Here is a 22,920-nt window from a genome sequence, read left to right on the forward strand (position 1 = left end):
CAGAACTCCCTGTTAATCCTGCAGACATATCCAACGGGGGGGGGCGTGTCCAAGCGTGTCGTGATCGTCAAATCATTTCCGGTTTGTTTTGCCCACCGAGCTGCAGGATTGATTTCATGCCAATATTCTGAGCCCTCCTTAACGGCGCCGCCATTACCGCGATCGGCGTTGCCTTTGTGACCGCGCCGGTCGCCGCGCAGGAAATGCCTGACACCGTCAACGAGGCAACAGCGGTTGCTGACCTTGGCGACAACGCCATTGTCGTTACCGGTTCGCGTATCAAGCGCACGCGTTTTGATACCAAGGAGCCAACGCTCGTCATCGGCGAAGACCTGTTCGAGGAGCAAGGTTACACCAATGTCGGCGAAGCGCTCGAAACTCTGCCCGCGTTCGGCCCACCGGACAGCAATGCGGTCGGAAGTCAGGCAGGTAGCTTCGGCTCGGGTCAAAGCTTCATCAACTTCTTCGGTCTGGGATCGCAGCGCACGCTGACGCTGGTAAACGGACGCCGCTATGTCAGCTCCAACACGGCAAGCATCTTCGGTCCCGTTGGTGCAGGTACCCAGGTCGATCTTAACACCATCCCCACCCTGCTTATCGACCGGATCGAGACTGTTGCGGTCGGCGCCGCGCCCATCTACGGTTCCGATGCCATCGCCGGCACGGTTAACATCATCCTCAAGGATGAGTTCGACGGCATCGAACTCAATGGCCAGTACGGAATTGCCGAAGAAGGCGACGCCGAGGAATACCGGCTGAGCGCGCTTGCCGGCAAGAATTTCGGCGGCGGCCGCGGCAATGTGGTTGCTGCGTTCGAATACAACAAGACAGGAGGCTTGCTCTTTAGCGATCGCAAGCAGACGTCGCGCGGGCTGTTCTTTGCGGCACCTGCGGATCCTGACTATCCCTTCCGCAATCAGTTGATCGAGGATCGGCGTATTCCGGTGCTCGGTCAGTTCGGCATCCCTGCCATCGCCGACACCTTCCCCGGCTTCGGTGCAGATTTCACCAATGCCGCTGGCGACACCTTGGTATTCAATCGCGAAGGCAATCTGGTTCCGCTGGATTTCGGCACGCCAACCGGAAGCATCGTGAATGCTTCGGGCGGCGATGGTTTCAGCCTGGTTCCGGTCAGCAATCTGCGCTCTCCTGTCGAGCGTTACCTGGGCAATCTGCAGGTCAAATATGAGGTGACCGACACCACGCGCGTCTTCCTCGAAGGATCATACGCCAACTCCAAGGGCACCGAGCTGCGTTCGCAGCCTGTCTACAACACGGCGCTTTTCGACGATGCCGGAACCCCTGACGGTGCCTTGATCATTCCGCTCGACAATCCGTTCCTGTCCGACGAAGCGCGCCAGCTCATTGCCTCCCAGCTTCCCGATGATCAGGACTTCTTCTATCTCGGCCGCGCGAACACGAACATCATCGCCGGCGAAGGCAGCTCGACTGTGGAGCTATACCGGATCGCCGGCGGCCTCGAAGGCGATCTGAGCCTGTTTGAGCGCGGCTTTGCCTGGGAACTGGTCGGAAATTACGGCAAGTCCAAGACCAAAGGCAACAGCCGCGAGCTGGTGCAGGGCAATTTCGTCAATGCCCTGAACGGATGCAGCAACAGCGGGTCGGCCTCACCCATCGAGACGGTGAGCAGCACCTGCGTGCCGTTCAATCCGTTTGGCAATCAGAATTCGCAAGCCGTTGCCGATTACATCACGACCGTCGCCAAGCCGATCGCGACCAACGAGCAATGGGTGGTCACCGCCAGCGTTACCGGCTCCCTGCTCGATGTCTGGGCGGGCGGTGTCGATTTTGCACTCGGTTACGAGCATCGCGATGAAACGGCAGACTTCGACCCCGGTCAGTTCTTCTTCGGCCAGGTCAATCCCGACGATCCGGATGGCCCGCGTCAGTCCTTCGGTCGGAGCGTTCCCATCGATCCTGTCAACGGCGGCTACAACACCGACGAAATCTTCGGCGAACTGCTCATCCCGCTTGTTGCGCCCGATATGGAGGTCCCGTTCGTCAACCGGCTCGAAATATCTGGCGCCGCGCGTTACGTCGACAATTCGCTTACCGGTGGCGACCTGACCTGGACTGCCGGCGGCCGGTTCAATCCAGTGCGCGACCTCGGCATTCGCGGCAATTTCACCCGGTCGATCCGGGCGCCGGCGGTGACCGAACTGTTCAACCCGACCAGCAATATCTTCACCCTTGCGGATGACCCGTGCGATGCGCGCTTCATCGACAGCGGCCCCAATCCGGCAAACCGGGCCGCGAATTGTGCCGCAGATGGGTTGCCAGGTAACTTTGTGTCCAACATTGTGGATTTTACCACAGAAGGCGTGCTGGCGGGCAATACCGGCCTGCAGAATGAAAAGGCCGACAGCTGGACAGTGGGTGTGGTGTTTACCCCGACGTTCCTTCGCGGGCTGCAATGGTCGGCGGACTGGGTCGAGATAGATTTGTCCGACGCGATTGTCAGCCTCAACGCAGAGCAGACTCTGAATGCCTGCTATGATGCTGTGTCCTTCCCGGCGCCTGCCTGCGAACAGATCGATCGTGACGATGCAGGGCAGGTGGACTTCATCCGCACAGGATACGTCAACGCCGCGTCCTACAGCTACAAGGGTCTGATCAGCGAGATGAACTGGCGGATAGATACGCCGTTCATTGGTGCGGACAGCACGATCAACCTGCGCGGTTCGTATCAATATCTTGATGAACTGCGGCAGGAGGTTGGCACCGGGGACCTGACCATCCTGCGCGGTGATGCCGGATACTCCAAGCACCAGGCAACCGCCAGCATCACCTACAACAACGATGATTTTGGCGCGTTCGTGCAGGGACGCTACATCGGCCCGGCGCAGATCGACCCGAATGCACCTGACAACGCCTATGACGTTCCCGGCCCGGACAGCGTGGTGTTCGTCGATGCATCAGTGCGGTTCAACGTGGAAGACATGTTCACGCTGCGCCTGATCACCGAGAACATCTTTGACACCAATGCGCCCTACCCGGTGCCCGCAGGTGGCGGCATCGTCACCTATTTCGATGGCATCATGGGTCGTTATTTCAAGGTATCGGCAACGACGCGCTTCTGATCCATTGGATCAAGGCTCGCCAGAAAACTAACGGTGGGGAGCAATCCCCGCCGTTCTTTGTTCAGCCTATCTGAAACTGCAAGGCGCCGTCGCCTTCGTCTATCCCGACTGTGCTGCCATCGGGGATTTCGCCCGCCAGCAGCTTTTCCGCCAGCGGATCCTGAAGGTAACGCTGTACCGCGCGTTTCAGTGGCCGCGCGCCATAGACGGGATCATACCCGACCCGCCCGAGCCACCGCTTGGCCGCATCGGTCAGGTCAATGGTGATCTTCCGGTCCTTCAGCAATTTCTGCACCCGACCAACCTGGATCTCCACGATCGGCGCCATGTGTTCTTCACCCAGCCGATGGAACAGGATGATCTCATCCAGCCGGTTCAGAAACTCAGGGCGGAAATGGCCGCGCACCACATCCATGACCTGCGGCTCCACGTCCTCCACCTTCTGCCCATCATCCATGTTGGCAAGATATTGGCTGCCAAGGTTCGAAGTCAGGATGATCAGCGTATTGGTGAAATCAACCTGCCGCCCCTGCCCATCGGTCAACCGACCGTCGTCCAGCACTTGCAGCAGGACGTTGAACACATCAGGATGTGCCTTTTCCACCTCGTCGAACAGCACGACCTGATATGGCCGGCGCCGCACCGCCTCGGTGAGCACGCCGCCTTCATCATAACCGACATAGCCCGGCGGCGCGCCGATCAGCCGCGACACGGCATGCTTCTCCATGAATTCGCTCATGTCGATACGCACCATCGCGCTGTCATCATCAAACAGGAACCCGGCCAGCGCCTTGGTCAATTCGGTCTTGCCGACCCCGGTGGGGCCAAGAAACAGGAAGCTGCCCAATGGACGATTGGGATCCTGCAACCCGGCACGCGCGCGACGCACCGCCTTCGACACTGCCTCCACCGCCTGCGCCTGACCGATGACGCGCTTGCCGATGGTGCTTTCCATGGCGAGCAGTTTTTCCCGCTCGCCTTCCATCATGCGGTCGACCGGCACCCCGGTCCAGCGGCTGACGACCCCGGCAATGTCGTCGTCGGTGACTTCCTCGCGCAGCAGCGCATTTTCCGATTGCGCCGAAGCTTCCTGCAATTGCCGCTCAAGCTGCGGAATGGTGCCGTAGGAAAGCTCGCCTGCCCGGCCAAGATCGCCGGCCCGTTGTGCCTGCTCCAGCTCGATGCGGGCAGCGTCCAGTGCTTCCTTGACCTTGCTTTCGGCAGCGATCTTGTCCCGCTCTCCTTGCCAGCGTGTGGTCAGCTCGCTCGACTGCTGCTCCAGATTGGCCAGCTCTTCACGCAGATTGCCGAGCCGGTCACGCGATGCATCATCGGTTTCCCTCGATAGAGCGGATTCCTCGATCTTGAGCTGGATGATGCGGCGGTCAAGGTTCTCGATCTCCTCGGGCTTGCTTTCCACCTCCATGCGGATGCGCGACGCCGCCTCATCCATCAGGTCGATCGCCTTGTCGGGCAGAAAGCGATCCGAAATGTAGCGGTTGGACAGCGTCGCCGCCGCCACGATCGCGCCATCGGTAATGCGCACGCCATGGTGCAGCTCGTATTTTTCCTTCAATCCGCGCAGGATCGATATGGTGTCCTCGACCGTCGGCTCGCCCACGAACACCGGCTGAAACCGGCGTTGGAGGGCGGGGTCCTTTTCGACATATTTCTGATATTCATCGAGCGTGGTCGCCCCGATGCAATGCAGCTCGCCGCGGGCCAGTGCCGGTTTCAGCAGATTGCCGGCATCCATCGACCCTTCAGAGGCGCCGGCCCCGATCAGCGTGTGCATTTCATCGATAAACAGGATGATCTCGCCCTCGGCGCCTTTCACCTCGTCGAGCACGGCCTTCAGCCGCTCCTCGAATTCGCCGCGATATTTTGCACCAGCAATCAGGCTCCCCATGTCGAGCGCCATCAGGCGCCGGTTTCTCAGGCTGTCGGGGACATCGCCATTGGCGATGCGCAGCGCCAGCCCTTCGGCAATGGCGGTCTTGCCGACGCCCGGCTCGCCGATCAGTGCCGGATTGTTCTTCGTCCGGCGAGCAAGGATCTGCACCGTGCGGCGGATTTCCTCGTCCCGGCCGATGACCGGATCGAGCTTGCCGTCATGCGCCGCCTGCGTCAGATCGCGGGCGTATTTCTTCATCGCTTCGTAGCTTTCCTCCGCACTAGCCGAATCGGCAGTGCGGCCACCACGCAACTGGGTGATCGCCTCCTCCAGCGCCTGCGGCGTGAGATTGGCAGCCTTCAGCGCCTGCCCGGCAGCGGTCGTCGTCGCCAGCGCAAGCCCCAGCAGCATGCGTTCCACTGTCACATAGCTGTCGCCGGAACGCGTCGCTGCCTGCTCTGCCTGATCGAGCACGCGCACCGCATCATTGTCGAGGCCGGGGGTCTGCTGCGCACCGGAACCGGACACAGCGGGCACCTTGGAAAGCGCCTTGTCGACTTCGCTTTGCGCCAGTTGCGGATTGCCGCCGGCGCGTTCGATGAGGCCGCTGGCCATGCCCTCACCATCTTCAAGCAATGCCTTGAGGATATGGTCGGGCGTAACGCGCTGATGGTTCATGCGAATCGCGACAGTCTGCGCCGCCTGCAGAAAACCCTTGGCTCGATCGGTGAATTTTTCCAGGTTCATGCCTTCTTCCTCATCCTGTTACCCACCGCAGATAATGTTGTATTATTGCAACACAAGGGATCGGAGCACCTGCGCAAATTTTGCGCGGCATCCCACCGCCAGCAACTTTACCCAGCCATCTATGTCCACAGCCGCAGATAAACCGGTCCGCCGACAAACGCTTCTCGGGCGCTGATCCGGCTGCCTCTGGCAAACTGCACTTTGGTATCTTCCCACCACTGCGCCTCAGGCACGGTGCGGGCGCTACCGAACAATTGCGCACCGCAGCGAAAGGCCATGACGCAGTCCAACCGCACATTCTGAAGCGCGCGGCTGAACGCCAGCATATTTGCAGCCTTCGGACCTGTCACGGTTGCAGGCAGGTAGGAGCCGGCGGAAAAAAGCGCCGGATGATCCCGCCGCCATTTCAGCAGTCTGACAATCAGAGCAAGCTTCGGGTCTGCATCGTCTGCTTCCAGCAAAGCGGACCGTCGTGTAAAATCCACCGTTCGCCGATTGTCAGGGTCCACCATGCTGAAATCGGCGAGTTCGGTGCCCTGATAAAGGTCTGGAACCCCGGGTACGGTATAGCGCAACGCGGTTTGCAGCAGCATGTTGGCAAGCGCAGCGCCTGCCGTGCGATCGACCAGCGCGTGAATGATGGCAACGGCCTCTGCATCCGCGAACAACTGTCCGATCCAGCTGTCGCAGGCATCTTCATAAGCAATGTCCGGCCGCTTCCAGGATGATCGCAGCTTTGCCTCGCGCAGCGCCTTTTGCTGCCATTGCGACAACCGCTGCGCAAAATGGGCCAGCCCTGTGCGGTCATCGGCGGCAAGCCCGTCGGGCCACGCGCCAAAAACCATCTGGTAAAGCATGTAACGGTCCGCGCCGTGGACCGCATCCTTCAGACCTTTATTCATTCTGCGGGCGATGGCGCTGCCGATCCGGTCGAGTTCGCCCACGCTGCGCTGCCATTGGTCGGGAATGGCGGACAGGACCGCAAGCCGCGCGCGTGCATCTTCCCCGCGCTTGTGATCATGTGTGGCGGTAGCAAGCATGCTTTGGGGAAAATGCTCTGCGCGGTAAAGACAGCTTTGGTGGAATGCCTGCGCGTCACTGGCAAACTGCGTCACATCGGACCCGACGTCGGTTCGGGACAGAAGCTTGCCATAACGGTAGAACGCTGTGTCCTCCACCGCCTTTGCCGCCACCGGAGCCGACAATTGCTGGAACTGCCGGACCGCATCTGCGGCCAGCGCAGGCTCGCCCGGACCGGTTCCCCCCAGCCAGTCGAGCACGACATCCGCAACACTCCCCTCACCCGGCGGAGTAAAGCGCTGCTGGGCCTTGGCGACCCTGTTTCTGACCGCTGCGTCGGTCACAGGCGCATCCTGCCCGATGCCATAGGTGCGGTAGACCGGGAAGACCCAGATCAGCCGGCAGATCGCCCGGCGCAGCATTCCTGCGGTAAGCCCCTGCGTTTCAGGAGCAGAGCGGGCAAGCGCCACAAATGCATCGACGCAGCGTTGCAGCTGTCCCTCAAACGCCCAGGACAACAGCTCCTGTCGGGCGCGCAGTTCCTCATCCTCGAAATCGGGGTCACGCCCGGAAAACGCGCTCCACATGGCTGCAAGCGGTGCGTCGCCTGCCGGATCATGCATGATGAGAGCGGCCTCTTCCATGAAATCATAGCCGCTTGTGCCATCTATCCCCCAGTCGAGCGGCAGGCCCTCGCCCGCACCGAGGATCTTCTCGACGATGATATAAGCTGGTCCGCAAGGTGCTTGCGCGGGTCTGGACAGCTGGTCGAAGCGGCGCCGCAGCGTGCGGCAATAGCCCGCAGGATCGGTCAGCCCATCAACATGATCGACACGCACGCCATCAATCAGCCCCTGTTCCCAAAGACGGAAATAGAGCGCATGGGTGGCTTCAAAGACGTCAGGCTCCTCGACACGGATGCCGGCAAGCTCGTTCACGGTGAAGAACCGTCGCCAGTTTAGCGCATCATCGGCGCTGCGCCACCAGCCCAGCCGGTAATGCTGTTGGGCAAGAACTTGCTTCAGCGCTGCGATGTCACCTGCCTGGACAGCTTCGGCGACGGCCCTGCTACTTGGCGGTGCAAGCGGCAGGCGATGCTCGCCATGCACCACCAGCGCAGGCTGATCTCCTGCCACATCCAGACAGATGGCGCCGCTTTCCAGCGCTTCATCCAGCGGATCTGCAAGGATCGGCAGGAGCAGTTTATCACGCCAGTCGATATCGAAGAAATGTGCATACCGGCTGCCCTGACCGTGCTTCAGGACATCGTTCCACCAGGCATTCTCGCCGCCCGCTACCCCCATGTGATTGGGCACGATGTCGATGATGAGCCCCATGCCCCTGCTGCGCAGCGCTGCGACAAGGCTGCGCAGCCCCTCCTCTGCGCCAAGTTCCGGATTGATGATCGTGGGGTCCACCACGTCATAGCCATGCGTCGATCCACTGCGCGCCTGTGTAATCGGCGATGCATAGACATGGCTGATGCCCAGCCTGTCGAGGTAAGGCACCAGCGCCTCTGCATCGGCGAACCGGAATTCGCCATTGAACTGCAGGCGGTAGGTTGCGCGAATATTCATTGGCAGCTTTCATTCAGGGCATCGGTTCGCGCCGCCACTTCGGGCAGCGCAAGCAGCATGGCAAGAGGCTGGGAAAGCCTGCGCCGCCAGTTGGGATGTTCGTCGATCGTGCCGGGCAGATTGGGCTGTTCGACAAGGCCGAGCAGATCTTCGATCGTGGCGATGACCAGCGGGCAGGGCGTCATTGCCAGATGCCGCAACGCCGCAACGATGACCGCTGCCGGCTCATCTGTCGGCGGACATGCCCCCGATGCTGCGCCAGAAGCCACAAAGGCGTTCCACAATGCCTGGCGTTGCAAAGCACGAGTGGCCTTATCCTCCGCCTCGGTGTGATGGTGCGAGCCGCGGCCGATCTGCCGGTTCCATGCCTGGTCGCGACCTGTCCACCAGCCGGCGATGGTCACCAGATCATGCGTCCCGGTCATCGCGACGGCATCGTGATCCCATGCTGCGGGCGGCAGGAAATCGTCTCCGGCCTGCTCGAACCAGAGCACGCGCATGCCGGCGACCGCGCGTGCCTTGAGCCGTTCGCGCAGGCCGGCCGGCACGGTGCCAAGATCCTCTCCGATTACCACCGCGCTGGCGCGATGCGATTCGATGGCGGCAATCCGCAGCATGTCTTCGAATGGATAGGAAAGATATGCGCCTTCCCCTGATGAAGCGCCGGCGGGAATGACCCACAGGCGGCGCAGGCCAAGCGCATGGTCGATGCGGATACCGCCGGCAGAACCCAACCCGGCCCGCAGGGTAGCGATGAAGCCCTGAAATCCGTTGCGTTGCATGGCAAACGGGGAGAGTGCAGTGATGCCCCAATCCTGCCCGTCCGGGCCAAGCTGGTCAGGCGGTGCACCCACGGACAGCCCGTCGAGCAACTCCCCACCACTGCCCCAGGCGTGACTGCCGCCTGCATCCATCCCGACGGCAAGATCGCAGATAAGGCCGATCGTCATGCCTGCCTCGCGCGCCTGCGCCTGCGCATGATCAAGGCTGATCCTGGCCAGCCATTGCGCAAAGACGAAGAAATCCACTTCCTCGCAGTGATCTGTGGCAAAGGTCTGCGCCGCCTCGCCGGCAGGATCATGGTAAGGCTCTGGCCAACCCTGCCATCCGGTGGCGCCGGTGGCGAAGAAATGGGTGTGCAGCGCATCAAACAACGCGTGCTGTTTCAGAGCAGGCCCCATCTGCAGCCGCCATTTCGACACTTCATCGCGCGTCTCCTGCGTCTGCATGGCAAAGACCTGTCGCAGCCAGCCGATGCGCGCAGGAATGGCGGCGCTCCAGTCAATGAGCGCATTGCAGCCTGTATCCGCTACATCAGCCTGCGGGTGACCAAGGAGCCCCGGATTGCCCAGCAGGATGTTCAGAAACAGTCTGCTGGAGGGGGCATAAGGGCTGAAACGCGAAGCATCTGCTGGAAAGAGGGCATGTACAGGGCTGATCGCCAGAGCATCCGCTCCTGCGCGCCCGAGCGGTGCCGCAGCAGCGGCCAGCGCTCCCAGATCGCCGAATGCGCCCGCCTGTCCCTCGACCCCATTGCATAATGACGGGATTTGCAGCGAAACCCCCCAAGCCTGCCTGCCGTTCGTCGCGTCAAGGATCAAGCGGCAGCGCGGCGGCGCAATCGCGAGGCGGATCACCTGCCCGGCAATGATGAGCTTGTGGTAACCGACAACCGCGATGCCGGGCACAAGCGCGCCTTCTGGTCCAACAGACAAGGATAGTAGCTGGACCGCACCTGTCTCCAGCCGCAGTTCGCCCGTTGCAGCGTCGTTTCCTGCCGTGAGTTCTCCTGCCGCAAACCATTGCAAAGGCAGGATGAACTCTTCACCACGATCAGCCGATACGAACCTGTTCCTGCCAAGCTGCTCCCGATGATGGGCGAGGCTTCGCGCCGCCGCAGCATCGCTCTGTGCATCATGGCCAAGCGCCGACAGGATTGCCGTGAGTGACTGGTCAGATACGCGCTGCGCCGTGCCTGCGGCATCCTGCCATTCGATCTGCAGGCCTACCGCCCGCGCAAGTTCGTGAAGCATGCTCATGCAAGACCTGCTGCAAAGCTGCCCGGCGCTCCGGCGTTGCCAAGGACGAAGAATGGATCCGGGATTGCCGGAAAAGCAACCGGCTCTGGCCCGATGTTGATCGCGATGTTCAATGCAGCCCCGTCCGCCATGTGCCAGAACGCGTGAACTGCGCCAGTACCGAGCAATGCAGCTTCGCCGTTCCGGGCTCCTTTCAGCCTTGGCACGACATATCTGTGTCGCAACGCGATCAACGCGCTGTAAAACGCTGTCCATTCCGCTGCATCCGGACCCGGCTCAGGAATCGACGCGGCAAAGCTCGCCTGCGCGTTCGGGTCAGGAATCCGGGCGCGATCGGCCGCATTGGCAAAAGCGGCAAACCCTGCAAATTCGCGGCGACGACCTTCGCGAACGGCATCGGCAAGCTCCTCTGTGAAATCCGTGAAGAACAGGAACGGTGTCGTGCTGCCCGTCTCATCGCCCATGAACAGCAGCGGGATCTGCGGACACAGCAGCAGCAAGGCTGTCGCTGCACACAATCGCGTCTTGGAAACGAGCTGCGTCAGCCGCTCTCCCATTGCGCGGTTGCCGATCTGGTCGTGGTTCTGAAGGAACGAGACAAAAGCCGTGGGTGGCAAATGCCCGCTTTTGGTGCCGCGCGCGTGCGTGGCACCGGGCGGTTGCTCACCTTGATAGACAAATCCCTGCGCCAGGCAGCAGGCCAGCTTGCCGGTCGGATTATCGGCGAAGCCTGCGTAATAGGCTTCTGTCTCACCGGTCAGCAGGACATGCAGCACATTGTGGAAATCATCGTTCCACTGCGCATCGTAAAGCGCCGGCGTCAGGCGGGCGGCATCGTTCGCCTCGTTTTCCAGCACCAGATGCTTGTGCACATCGGCAAATCGCTCCCGGATGCGGGTTGCCATTTCATCAAGGAAGGCGGTGTCATCTATGGCATGCACCGCGTCGAAGCGCAGGCCGTCGATCCTGAACTCGTCGAGCCACATCATCGCGTTGTCGATGAAGAAATCGCGCACCGGCAGCTGTTGCACCGCCACCGCACCGCCCCACGGGGTCTGTTTCCCGGTATCGAAAAATGCGCCGGCATAACTGCCCAGATAATTGCCGTCGGGGCCAAAATGATTGTAGACGACATCAAGGAACACCATCACGCCCAGTGCGTGCGCGGTATCCACAAGGGCTTTCAGCGCGTCCGGCGTGCCATAGGCAGGCGCGATCGCGTATGGCAGAACGCCGTCATAGCCCCAGCCCCTGCTGCCGGAAAAATCGCCGACCGGCATCAGTTGCACTGCCGTGATGCCAAGCTTCGCCAGACGCGGCAATTGCTGCGCCACGCCTGTAAAACCGCCCATGGCACCGACATGCACCTCCTGGATCACTGCCTCTGTCCAGGGGCGCCCTTGCCATGCGTTGCATTGCCAGGTGTAGCCTGCCGGGTCGGTCAGCACGCTCCAGCCATGCACGCCATCTGCCTGGCCGCGTGACGCCGGATCGGGCACAACGAGATCAGGAGCGAGGCGGAACCGATAGCGGGTGCCCAGAGCGCAGGGAGCCGTTGCCGAAAACCAGCCATCGTCCCGCCTTGCCATGGACACGGCCGCAACCACACCGGCAGTATCCAGTTCCAGCGTCACTTCGTCGCGATCGGGTGCCCACAGCGTGAACGTTGTGGTGCCGTCCGCGTCGGTTTGCGGTCCCCAGCGCATGCTCATCCGACCGGCTTATGACCGACGACAATAGCCGCTGCATGCGCGGCCAATTCGATCGTCTCGTGCACCGCACGCTCGCCCGCTGCCGGATCGGCACTGTCGATCAGCAGTTGCCGCACCATCGTGGGAGGCGGCATGTGGAAAGTGATGGGATCCTCTGATCCGTTCATTACCAGCAGAACCGATTCCAGATCGCCATCTTCCCGGCGGCGAACGCGACGCATGACCAGCGCCCGCCCGTCGGGATTATGCCAATCCTCGTCCGACAGGTTCTGCCCCCGCTCATCGAACCAGTCGATATCGAGCATGCCAGGCGCCACTTCCACTTCCCCATGGAGGAAGTTGCCGGCATGGATCAGCGGATAGGTTTTGCGTATCTCGATGAGCCGCGCGACAAACGCCTGCATCGCCTGTCCACGTTCGCTGCCGGCCTGTTCCCAATCGAACCAGCTGATCGCATTGTCCTGGCAATAGGCATTGTTGTTGCCGTTCTGAGTCCGCCCGAACTCATCCCCGCCCAGCAGCATGGGCGTGCCCAGCGATGCGATCAGCGTCATCAGCATGGAGCGGCTGACCCGATCGCGCAGCGCCTCTGTCGCGGCGTCATCGGCTGGACCTTCCGTGCCCCAGTTGCGCGACAGATTGTCCGAATGGCCGTCGCGATTTTCTTCGCCATTTGCGTGGTTATGCTTGCCCTCGTAGCTGACCACGTCGCGCAGCGGCTGCCCGTCATGCGCGGTGATGAAATTGACGCTGGCCCATGGCCGCCGCGCCCGGCGGTCGAACAGGTCGGCAGAACCGGCCAGCCGATTGGCAAATTCGGGACGCATTCCGGGATCGCCGCGCCAGAAGCGCCGCGTCGCATCGCGGTACTTGTCGTTCCATTCGGCAAAACCGGGTGGATGGTTGCCAAGCTGGTACCCGCCCGGCCCGATATCCCACGGCTCGGAAATCAGCTTGAGCTGATTGAGCACCGGATCCTGTCGCAGCACGTCGAAAAAGCCTGACCTTGGATCAAAACCATTGTTGCCGTCGCGACCAAGCGTCACGCCAAGGTCGAACCGAAACCCGTCAACATGGTAGGAGTCGGCCCAGTACCGCAGGCTGTCAGCCACCATCTGCAACACGCGCGGATGGCTCAGGTCCAGGGTATTGCCGGTGCCGGTATCATTGACGCAGTAACGCGGATTGTCCTCCACCAGCCGGTAATAGGTGGCATTGTCCAGCCCGCGCAAATTGAACGTGGGGCCAAGTTCGCTGCCCTCGGCGGTGTGGTTGTACACCACGTCCAGAATAACCTCGATCCCCGCTGCGTGCAGGCGCCGGATCGCGATGCGCAGTTCATCGCCGCTATCGGTGGATTGGTATCGCTGTTCAGGCGCAAAGAACCCCAGCGTGTTGTAACCCCAATAGTTTACCAGCCCCGCTTCCTGAAGGCGGCGGTCCTGCACAAAGGCATGGATGGGCAGCAGTTCCAGCGTCGTGACGCCAAGCTGCTTCAGATGCGCGATGACGCAAGGGTGCGACAATGCCGCATAAGTGCCACGTTCGGCCTTGGGCACCGCTTCTGCAAGCCGGGTGAGACCCTTGACATGCGCTTCGTAGATGATGGTGTCGCTCCAGGGCACCATCGGGCGCACATCGCCGGTCCAGTCGAAGGTGCCTGCTTCCACCACTGCCTTTGGCATGGCAGCAGCGCTGTCACGGCGATCAAAACTCAGATCCTTGCGGCCTGAATTGACGCGGTAGCTGTGCAATGCATCGGTCCAGCGCACATGCCCCGTCAGCTTCCTGGCGTATGGATCGAGCAGCAGCTTGTTGGGGTTGAATCTGTGGCCGTTTTCAGGCTCGTACCGGCCGTGCGCCCGAAAGCCATAGACAAGACCTGGTCGCGCATTTGGCAGATAGCCGTGCCACACCTCGTCGGTCCATTCGCGCAGCTCAAGCCGGGCAAGCTCCTTGCGCCCTTGTGGATCGAACAGGCAGAGCTCGATTTTGTCGGCATTGGCGGAAAACACGGCAAAGTTTACCCCCAACCCGTCGAAACTTGCCCCGAGCGGGTAGGGAGAGCCCGGCTCCAGCCGGTCAGGAAATCTGTTCAAGCATTTGTTCCTTCAAGATTTGTCATTGCCGGCACCAGGATGGTCGCGCTGAGCGGGGGCAGCACCAGCGCTGCTGATGCAGGCTGCCCGTGCATGCCTTCACCATCGGCAAGCACTTGTCCGGCATTGCCGAAATTGGCGCCACCGTAAGCCTGTGCGTCGGAGTTGAGCAATTCACGCCAGCTTCCAGTCTGCGGCATGCCGATGCGATAGTCGTGATGTGGTGTGGGAGTGAGGTTGAACACCGCGACGACCGGCGCTGCATCAGGAGCGCGGCGCACAAAGGCAAAGACGCTGTTGTGCGCATCATCGCCGACCAGCCATTCAAAGCCGTCAGGCTCGGTATCGCGGGCATGAAGCGCTGGCTGTATGCGGTAAATCCGGTTCAGGTCGCGCACCAGTGCCTGCACTGCGGCGTGTTCCGGCTGATCGAGCAGATGCCAGGGCAGCGAAACGTCGTGGTTCCATTCGGCATCCATGCCCAGTTCGCAGCCCATGAACAGCAGCTTCTTGCCCGGATGCGTCCACATGAAAGCGAGATAGGCGCGCAGATTGGCAAACTGCCGCCAGCGGTCTCCCGGCATCTTGTCGAGGAGAGACCCCTTGCCATGCACCACCTCGTCATGGCTGATTGGCAGCACATATTTTTCCGAATAAGCATAGACCATAGGGAACGTCAGCTCGCCATGGTGCCAGCGCCGGTGGATTGGATCACGCTCAAAATATTGGAGCGTATCGTGCATCCAGCCCATGTTCCATTTGTAGTCGAAGCCAAGCCCCCCATCGGCAACCGGCGCGGACACCCCGGGCCATGCGGTTGATTCCTCGGCCACGGTTATCGCGCCGGGGCAGCGCTGCGACACCGCCTCGTTCATGGCTTTGAGAAACGCGACATTCTCAAGGTTTTCCCGACCGCCGTGAATGTTGGGCACCCACTCGCCCGCATTGCGACTGTAATCGCGGTAAAGCATCGAGGCGACCGCATCGACGCGCAGGCCATCGACATGGAATGTTTCCAGCCACCAGATGGCGGATGACAGGAGAAACCCCGACACTTCGCGCCGGCCCAGATTGTAGATGAGCGTGTTCCAATCCTGGTGAAAACCCTCCTTGGGATCGGCATGTTCATAAAGATGCGTACCGTCGAACTGCGCCAGCCCATGCGCGTCGGTCGGGAAATGCGCCGGCACCCAGTCGAGGATGACGCCGATCCCCGCCCGGTGGCAGGCATCGACGAAACCTGCAAACTCCTGCGGATTGCCAAACCGTGCGGACGGGGCAAACTGGAACAGCGGCTGATACCCCCACGATCCGCCGAAGGGATGCTCCATTATCGGCAGCAATTCCACATGGCTGAACCCCATTTCCACCACATAGGGAATAAGCCTGTCTGCCAGATCGCGCCAGTTCATCGCGCGGTTGGCGTCATGCGCATCATCGCCGTCGGGCTTCATCCACGAGCCTGCATGCACTTCGTAAACGGCAATCGGGGCATCGGGCGCCTGCCGCCGGGCGCGGTCTGCCATCCATTCTGTATCGGTCCAGCCAAAGTCGGGTTTTGCTGCCACGACAGAAGCTGTCGCCGGCGGTCGTTCGGTCTGCCGGGCGAGCGGGTCGGCCTTTTGCAGGATGCCGCCATGCGCGCCCATGATCTCGTACTTGTAGACGGTGCCGGGACCGATCCGCGGTACGAACAGTTCCCAGACCCCTGCTGATTGGCGCAGGCGCATGGGGTGCCGGCGTCCGTCCCAGCTGTTGAACTCTCCCACTACCGACACCCTGCGGGCGTTGGGAGCCCAAACAGAAAAGGCAACGCCCGAAATCCCGTCCATCTCGCAAGGTTGGGCGCCGAACACATGGGCCAGTTCCAGATGCCGGCCTTCGGCAAACAGGTGCAGATCGAAATCGGTCAACACTGTACCAAAGGCGTAGGGGTCCTCTGTCTCCTGCACCGCACCGCCGGGCCAGCGGATCTGCAGCCGGTAAATCGCGGGCGAGCCGGTCTTCGCTGATCTCGTCCTGCCTGATGCCAGCGCGCCAGTGAACAGTCCGGGTGCGGTCTGCTCCAGCAAGCCGAGTTCACGGCCAGTTGCGCCGTCAAGCACGGCAACCGCTTCGGCTCCCGGCTGGAACGTGCGCACGACATCGTCGTCGCCGGTCTGGTGCCGCCCCAGCCAGGCAAACGGATCGTCCAGCCGCCCTTCGAGCAAGGCGGAGGCCGCTGCTCCCATCTGATGATCAATTGCAGTCATGGGCGGTCCTTGGGCAAGATGGTTCGGGCAGCGCGGGCCAGCCCTGCGATCGGCACGCCGATCCAGTCAGGTCGGTTGGCCGCTTCGTAAGCAACCTCGTAAGCGGCTTTTTCCAGCACCAGCAACGTCAGCAACGGATCGTCTGGATCCAGTTCCCCCGCAGCAGCAGCATAGCCGCCGATGAACGCCGCAATTGCCTGCTGCCGGAACGTCTCGGTGTTTTCCTGCGCTGCATGTTCGGACATTTCAGCCGCCGGTGGTCGGCTGCGTTCTGCCACGGCCGCGGCATAATCGAAGGACCGGATCATGCCGGCAACATCACGCAGCGGCAGATCCCTGGCGCGGCGATCCGCCAGCGGACGGGTTGGCTCACCTTCGAAGTCGATGATCATTACATCATCGCCGCTGACCAGCACCTGACCCAGGTGCAGATCGCCGTGAATACGGGTGCGCTGCTGCCCTTGCGCTTTTCTCACCAGGGTTGAAATCCGATCGATCAGCGCATCTCTGCTGGCGATGAGGAACTGTGCTTCGTCCGCGTCGCTGCCGGTCAGCGCTGCGCCGCGCAAACGGCCAATAGCCTTGTCGACTTCGCCCTTGATCCGCCCGCCGAGCTTGTCTGCATCGCCCAGATCCAGGGTTTCGGGCTTGAAGTCGGGATTGTCGGTGGATTGTCCCAGCACCTGATGCATCTCGCCCAGCCGTTTGCCCAGATTGGCGGCAAAATTGCGATAATTGGCAAACCCGCCATCCTCATCAGTGGCAAGCCGTTCCAGAGCGCCCAGCGTCCATTGCCAGCCGTCGCCCTGATTATAGACGAAGGCTTGCGCCAGCATCACGAGCGTTTCCCCTGTGTCATCCACCTGCTTCACGGTGCCCAATATCGGGGGAACATTGGCAAACCCGTTGTTCGCAAGGTAAGTCACCATTTCGGCGTCGGGGTGGACGCCGGGGGCAATCTTGCGCAGCAGCTTGAGCACGGCCTTGCGGCCCACGATCATCGTGCTGTTCGATTGTTCGGCCGCGATCCATTCCGCCTCGGCGGCTGGATCGACATCGAACTGGCTCGTGGCGGCAAATTGCAGCGTGCCGGTGCCGCTGGCAACACCTGCATTGTCTTGCATTGCCGTCAGGACCGACCGGCTGAATTCAGCCAGCGCAAATCCGTCCGTCAGAAGGCCGACATTGCGTCCGCGTCGCACCCGCGCCATCGCGAGATTGGAAGCGAACGGCCCATGCTGCTCGCCTTCCCAGGCGATCCCCAGCGGCAGGGTGTAGACCGCCTCTGTCGCGTCTGTCCGCACTCTCACCTGCGCCAGCAACAGGTCCTCTGCCTGGGGCAAGGGCGTCAGCGCTTCGATCACGATACCGCTGATCGTCTCGTCCTTGGCGCCGAACCAGCGACGGTGCGCAATATACTCCGGCAGCACGTCCTGCTCCAGCACACGGGCGTTATCACCACGCGCCACGTCGGCAAGCTGCGGCCGCAACACGAAGGTATGCCGCTCCACATCCAGGGCGGGCGCCGAGGATGACCATTCAGGCGCTTCTGCCGTGTCGCTCAGCTCAAACCAGACAAAGCCATAGGGCGGCAGCGTCAGCAGATAGGGCAATTGACCGATCCGCGGGAAAGCAGCGCCGCCGGTCATCTCGATAGGCGTGCGCCCTTCATATTCATGAAGGTCCAGTTCGACCGCTTGCGCGGTGCGTCCAAGATTGGCGACACACAGGATCGTCTCGTCCTGATGGCGGCGCAGATAGGCAAGGACACGCCGGTTGGCAGGACGCAGAAACACTTGCTCGCCGCGCCCGAAGGCCTGATGTTCGTTGCGCACTGCCAGCATCCGCTTCAACCAGTTGAGCAGCGAATGGCGGTCGCGTTCCTGCGCTTCCACATTGACAGCATCGTAACCATAAAGCGGGTCTTGGATGACTGGCAAGGTAAGCGATGCCGGATCGGCCTTCGAAAAGCCGCCGTTGCGATCGGGTGACCATTGCATTGGCGTGCGCACCCCGTCCCGGTCGCCCAGAAAGATGTTGTCGCCCATCCCGATCTCGTCCCCGTAATAGAGGACCGGTGTGCCGGGCATGGTCAGGAGCAGCGCATTCATCAGTTCGATGCGCCGCCGGTCCCGCTCCATCAGCGGAGCAAGCCGCCGCCGGATACCCAGATTGATCCGCGCGCGCCGGTCGGCCGCATACGTATTCCACAGATAATCGCGTTCGGCGTCCGTCACCATTTCAAGCGTCAGCTCATCATGGTTGCGCAGGAAAATCGCCCATTGCGCGTCTTCTGGAATATCGGGCGTCTGGCGCATGATGTCGGTGATCGGGAACCGGTCTTCCTGCGCGACCGCCATGTACATGCGCGGCATCAGCGGGAAATGGAACGCCATGTGACATTCGTCGGTGCGGTTGGCTTCATCCCTGCCGAAATAGGCCTGCGTGTCCTCAGGCCACATGTTCGCCTCGGCCAGCAGCATCTTGCCTTCGTAATGCGCATCGAGGTCGGCGCGGATCTTCTTCAATACGTCATGGGTTTCGGACAGGTTTTCATTCGAGGTGCCGTCCCGCTCGATCAGATAGGGAATGGCATCGAGCCGCAACCCGTCGATCCCGGCATCGAGCCAGAAATGCATGACCGACAGCACTTCTTCAAGCACGCGTGGATTGTCGAAATTGAGATCGGGTTGATGGCTGTAGAACCGGTGCCAGAAATAGGCGCCCGCCTCATCGTCCCAGGTCCAGTTCGACTTTTCCGTGTCGAGAAAGATGATGCGCGTGCCGGAATAAAGCTTGTCATCATCGGACCAGACGTAAAACTCACGCTCCGGGCTGCCGGGCGGAGCGCGGCGCGCTGCCTGGAACCATGGGTGCTGATCCGACGTGTGATTGATGACAAGCTCGGTGATGACGCGAATATCGCGTTCATGCGCGGCAGTGATGAGCGCGCGCACATCGTCCATGGTGCCATAGTCTGGACTGACCTCCCGATATTCCGCGATGTCGTAGCCATCGTCGCGACGCGGACTGGGGTAGAACGGCAGGAGCCAGATGGTGTTGACGCCAAGATCGGCGATGTAGTCGAGCTTCTGCATGAGCCCGGCAAAATCGCCGATGCCGTCATTGTTGGAATCGAAAAAGCTTTTGACGTGCACCTGATAGATGACCGCGTCCTTGTACCAGAAAGGATCTTCGGAACGGGTGATCGCGGCAGCGACGGTGTCGACAGAAGTGTTCATGCCATTCCTTCAGGGGCGGAGATCCGCCAGATGCGATAGGGTTGGTCGGGCGCCAGCGTGATGGTCTGTTGCTTGCCCTGCCAGTCGAAGCGATGCCCCTCCACCAGATCCTCCACATGGATTGCGGCATTGTCGTCTAGGCCAAATTCCCACAAAGGCACTTCAAACGTGCAGCCATGCGGTTGATGCGGATCGAGGTTGACCATCACCATGATCATTTCCACGCCATCGGGCGACGGCTTGCCATACCACAGGATGTGGTCGTCATTGGCGGCGTAGAAGCGCGTGTTGAGATGCGTCTGCAATGCCGCATTGTCGCGGCGCAGGCGGTTGAGCGTGGTGACATCGGCAATGATGTTGCCGGGCGCGGCCCAGTCGCGGGGGCGCAGCTCGAACTTCTCGCTGTCGAGATATTCCTCCTTGCCCGGCCCAAGCGGCGTTGCATCGCACAGTTCGAACCCGGAATAGACACCCCACAACCCCGACAGCGTCGCTGCCAGTACAGCGCGGATCCGGTGCGCGGCACGGCCGCCGGTTTGCAGGAAAAAGGGGTTGATGTCAGGCGTATTGACGAAGAAATGCGGGCGGTAAAATTCACGTGGCGCCTGCGTAGTCAATTCAGTAATGTAATCGATCAATTCCTGCTTCGTTTCACGCCACGTAAAATATGTGTAGCTTTGCGAAAAACCGACCTTGGCCAGTCGGTACATCATGACCGGGCGGGTGAACGCTTCGGACAGGAAGATGACTTCGGGACGGCGGGCGCGCACGTCCCCGATCATCCATTCCCAAAAGGGCAGCGGCTTGGTGTGCGGGTTGTCGACGCGGAACACTTTCACACCATGACCGACCCATAACAGGATCACGTCGCGCAGCGCTTCCCAAAGACCGGGCACGGCATCTGGCCCATAAAAATCTACGTTGACGATATCCTGATATTTCTTCGGCGGATTTTCCGCATATTTCATCGATCCATCGGGCCGCCAGGCAAACCAGCCGGGATGTTCCTTCAACCACGGATGATCGGGTGCGGCCTGAATGGCAAAATCCAGCGCAATCTCCAGCCCGTGCTCGTGCGCCGCCTGCACGAGCCTATCGAAATCGGCAAAACTGCCCAGCTCGGAATGAATGGCATCGTGCCCGCCTTCAGCGCTGCCGATAGCGTAGGGGCTGCCGGGGTCGCCAGCCGCCGGGGTCAGCGTGTTGTTCGGGCCCTTGCGGTTGATCCGGCCGATCGGGTGAATGGGCGGGAAATACAGCGTATCGAAGCCCATCGCGCGCACACGCGGCAGATGGTCGACAACATCGGCAAAGGTGCCGTGGCGCGGCGCTTCACCTGAAGCCGGCACCGGCCCCATGGACCGGGGGAACAGCTCGTACCAGCTTGAAAAACGTGCTTCGATCCGTTCCGCCTCGACCGCTTGGGCAGGCGAGCGAAGCATGTGCGGGCGATCATCGGTCCGGGCCATCAGTGACGCAAGCTCATCGTCAAGCAACAGCGCCGCCGTATCCACGCATGTCTGGTCGCCGCCTGCCTCGCCCCCGCCGGCCTTTTTGCCGCCGGCCTCGTTGCTGCCTGTCACGTCGTTGGCGGCCTCGTTCAAAGCGGCAAGCCAGCGCTTCAGCTCCGCTGATGATGCTCCGTCGGCTCGAGCCGCTGCTTCGCGCACCAGCTCGCAGCCTTCCTGATAATCGACCGGCTGCGCCACGCCTGCCTCGCGCTTCTTGCGATAATCCCGCCGAAAGCCGCCGAACCGGTCGAGCCAGGCTTCGACCTCGAACACGTGCCGGCCAAGCCGCTGCAGGACGAACGATGCCTCCCACTGATCGCCGGGCAGTTGCGTCATGGCAATGCGCGTCGGTTGCGCATCATCAGCTGCGCGCCAGAGCAGTTCGGCGGCAAGCTGCTCATGGCCATCGGCAAAAATCGTGCAGTCGACGGTGACTACATCACCCACCACGCATTTTGCAGCATAGCCGCCCTCCACGGTGGGAGACACATTTTCAATGACCAGCCGAGGCGCTGCAAAGGCGCGTGCTTCAGGCCCATTGCTGGTAGCAGCGTCGCTGGCATGGTTGCTGACCCCGGTACGCATGACAGGTTCGCCCCGATGAACGATCATGGTGCGGATTTCCTTTGGCCCAAGCGGCGGCTGCATCTGTTTGTTCAAACTGTCTGCTGCAAAAGGAGCGATATGCTGGCTCAGAGTTCCCGTTGCCGGCACCGGCTGCTCCCCATCGCTGCGGTTCATGAACACGAGCAGGGCACGCTGGCTTTGCCGCAGATCGGCACGCTCAGCACACATCAGCGCCTGCACCGGAGCAGTTTTCGCACTCAGCCGTTGTGGCGGGCCGGAAAACTTCCGGACCTCTCCAATGACTGCATGCGCCTGCGCGATCTCCTCTGAATATTCCAGTGCACGAGCCGGCAGGATTACGCCTGCCGACACAAGCAGGCCCTCATGATCGGCAGCAACGAAACCGGATGCGGGCAGCGCGGTTCGTGACAAATCGTAAAGCTGCGGAAGCGAACCGCGCCTTTCGCCGGGCGCACTGCCGGGCAATATGCCGGCCGCAGGCGCCCGCGCCAACGCATCGCAATGATCCGACCATACAGCAGCACTGCCATTGCCTGCATCGCCAATTTGCGCAATCAGGGTAAGCGCGTCACCCCCCGTGCGTAGGTTTTTCAGGACGTGCGCAACAAGACGCTCTTGGGGGAGGTTGGCTGCGGCGATAACGAAGCCATCTATCTTGCCCACGTCGGCCAGAACACCCAGCGTCTGGGCAAGCTCATCGGCCAAAGGCAGCCAGTCATCACCATCCTCAACGTGGGCAACCACCAGATTATCCGCCGCATCGTGCTGCGCCGGCATGCTTCTGCGCGGATCCACAGGAGCAGTGGCAGCCTGCCTGTCGCCCGGCTGTACAAACCATTCAGGGTTGGCTGCCACCATCGGGTGATCGGCCGGCAGCGTCTGCAAATCACCCTGCAGCAGAAACTTCAGACCGTGCCGATGCACACGATCGGCCAGCGTCTCGACAACAGCGGGATCAGCGTTCAGGATGCTGCGGGAACTTATCGCCACCACGCTGTCGCAGCCCGCGCTCGCCGCCTGATGCAACATTGCGTCATCGAACGCCTCTGCGCGAAAGTCAGCAGCGATGATGCAGTTCAAAAACGCCAAGAAATTCTCCCCGTGATCGGCACACCGCCTGTCTGGTTACATCCCCTTT

At 61.4% G+C, this 22,920-nt stretch carries 9 protein-coding genes; 1 reads left to right on the forward strand and 8 read right to left on the reverse strand.

Features of this window, described 5'->3' with window-relative positions:
- The first annotated feature begins 203 nt into the window (after window positions 1-203).
- Window positions 204-3,101 carry a TonB-dependent receptor domain-containing protein gene (locus RM533_RS05825; RefSeq protein ID WP_311340270.1) on the forward strand — a complete coding sequence of 966 codons (2,898 nt, stop codon included), beginning with the start codon at window positions 204-206 and terminating at the stop codon, window positions 3,099-3,101.
- Window positions 3,102-3,162: 61 nt separating this feature from the next.
- On the opposite strand, the gene clpB is transcribed toward RM533_RS05825, so the two are convergent.
- From clpB to RM533_RS05865, 8 genes are all read right to left on the reverse strand, one after another.
- Complete coding sequence (clpB, locus tag RM533_RS05830) at window positions 3,163-5,742, reverse strand: ATP-dependent chaperone ClpB (RefSeq protein WP_311340271.1); 2,580 nt, start codon at window positions 5,740-5,742, stop codon at window positions 3,163-3,165.
- Between the two features lie 119 nt (window positions 5,743-5,861).
- Complete coding sequence (gene treY, locus RM533_RS05835) at window positions 5,862-8,339, reverse strand: malto-oligosyltrehalose synthase (protein ID WP_311340272.1); 2,478 nt, start codon at window positions 8,337-8,339, stop codon at window positions 5,862-5,864.
- Window positions 8,336-10,378, reverse strand: a complete 2,043-nt coding sequence (gene malQ, locus RM533_RS05840) for a 4-alpha-glucanotransferase (protein WP_311340273.1) — start codon at window positions 10,376-10,378, stop codon at window positions 8,336-8,338. The genes treY and malQ overlap by 4 nt, the downstream gene beginning before the upstream one ends.
- The gene (gene treZ, locus RM533_RS05845) at window positions 10,375-12,090 is read right to left on the reverse strand and encodes a malto-oligosyltrehalose trehalohydrolase (protein ID WP_311340274.1); all 1,716 of its coding nucleotides are present in this window, start codon (window positions 12,088-12,090) and stop codon (window positions 10,375-10,377) included. The genes malQ and treZ overlap by 4 nt, the downstream gene beginning before the upstream one ends.
- Entirely contained in the window at window positions 12,087-14,189 is a 2,103-nt protein-coding gene (gene glgX, locus RM533_RS05850) for a glycogen debranching protein GlgX (protein WP_311340275.1), read from the reverse strand. Before glgX ends, treZ begins: the two co-directional genes overlap by 4 nt.
- Window positions 14,186-16,441, reverse strand: a complete 2,256-nt coding sequence (glgB, locus tag RM533_RS05855) for a 1,4-alpha-glucan branching protein GlgB (protein WP_311340276.1) — start codon at window positions 16,439-16,441, stop codon at window positions 14,186-14,188. Before glgB ends, glgX begins: the two co-directional genes overlap by 4 nt.
- Complete coding sequence (treS, locus tag RM533_RS05860; protein ID WP_311340277.1) at window positions 16,438-19,683, reverse strand: maltose alpha-D-glucosyltransferase; 3,246 nt, start codon at window positions 19,681-19,683, stop codon at window positions 16,438-16,440. Before treS ends, glgB begins: the two co-directional genes overlap by 4 nt.
- Complete coding sequence (locus tag RM533_RS05865; RefSeq protein WP_311340278.1) at window positions 19,680-22,871, reverse strand: alpha-1,4-glucan--maltose-1-phosphate maltosyltransferase; 3,192 nt, start codon at window positions 22,869-22,871, stop codon at window positions 19,680-19,682. Before RM533_RS05865 ends, treS begins: the two co-directional genes overlap by 4 nt.
- Window positions 22,872-22,920: the final 49 nt, after the last annotated feature.

Source organism: Croceicoccus esteveae (assembly GCF_031846435.1).
GTDB lineage: Bacteria > Pseudomonadota > Alphaproteobacteria > Sphingomonadales > Sphingomonadaceae > Croceicoccus > Croceicoccus esteveae.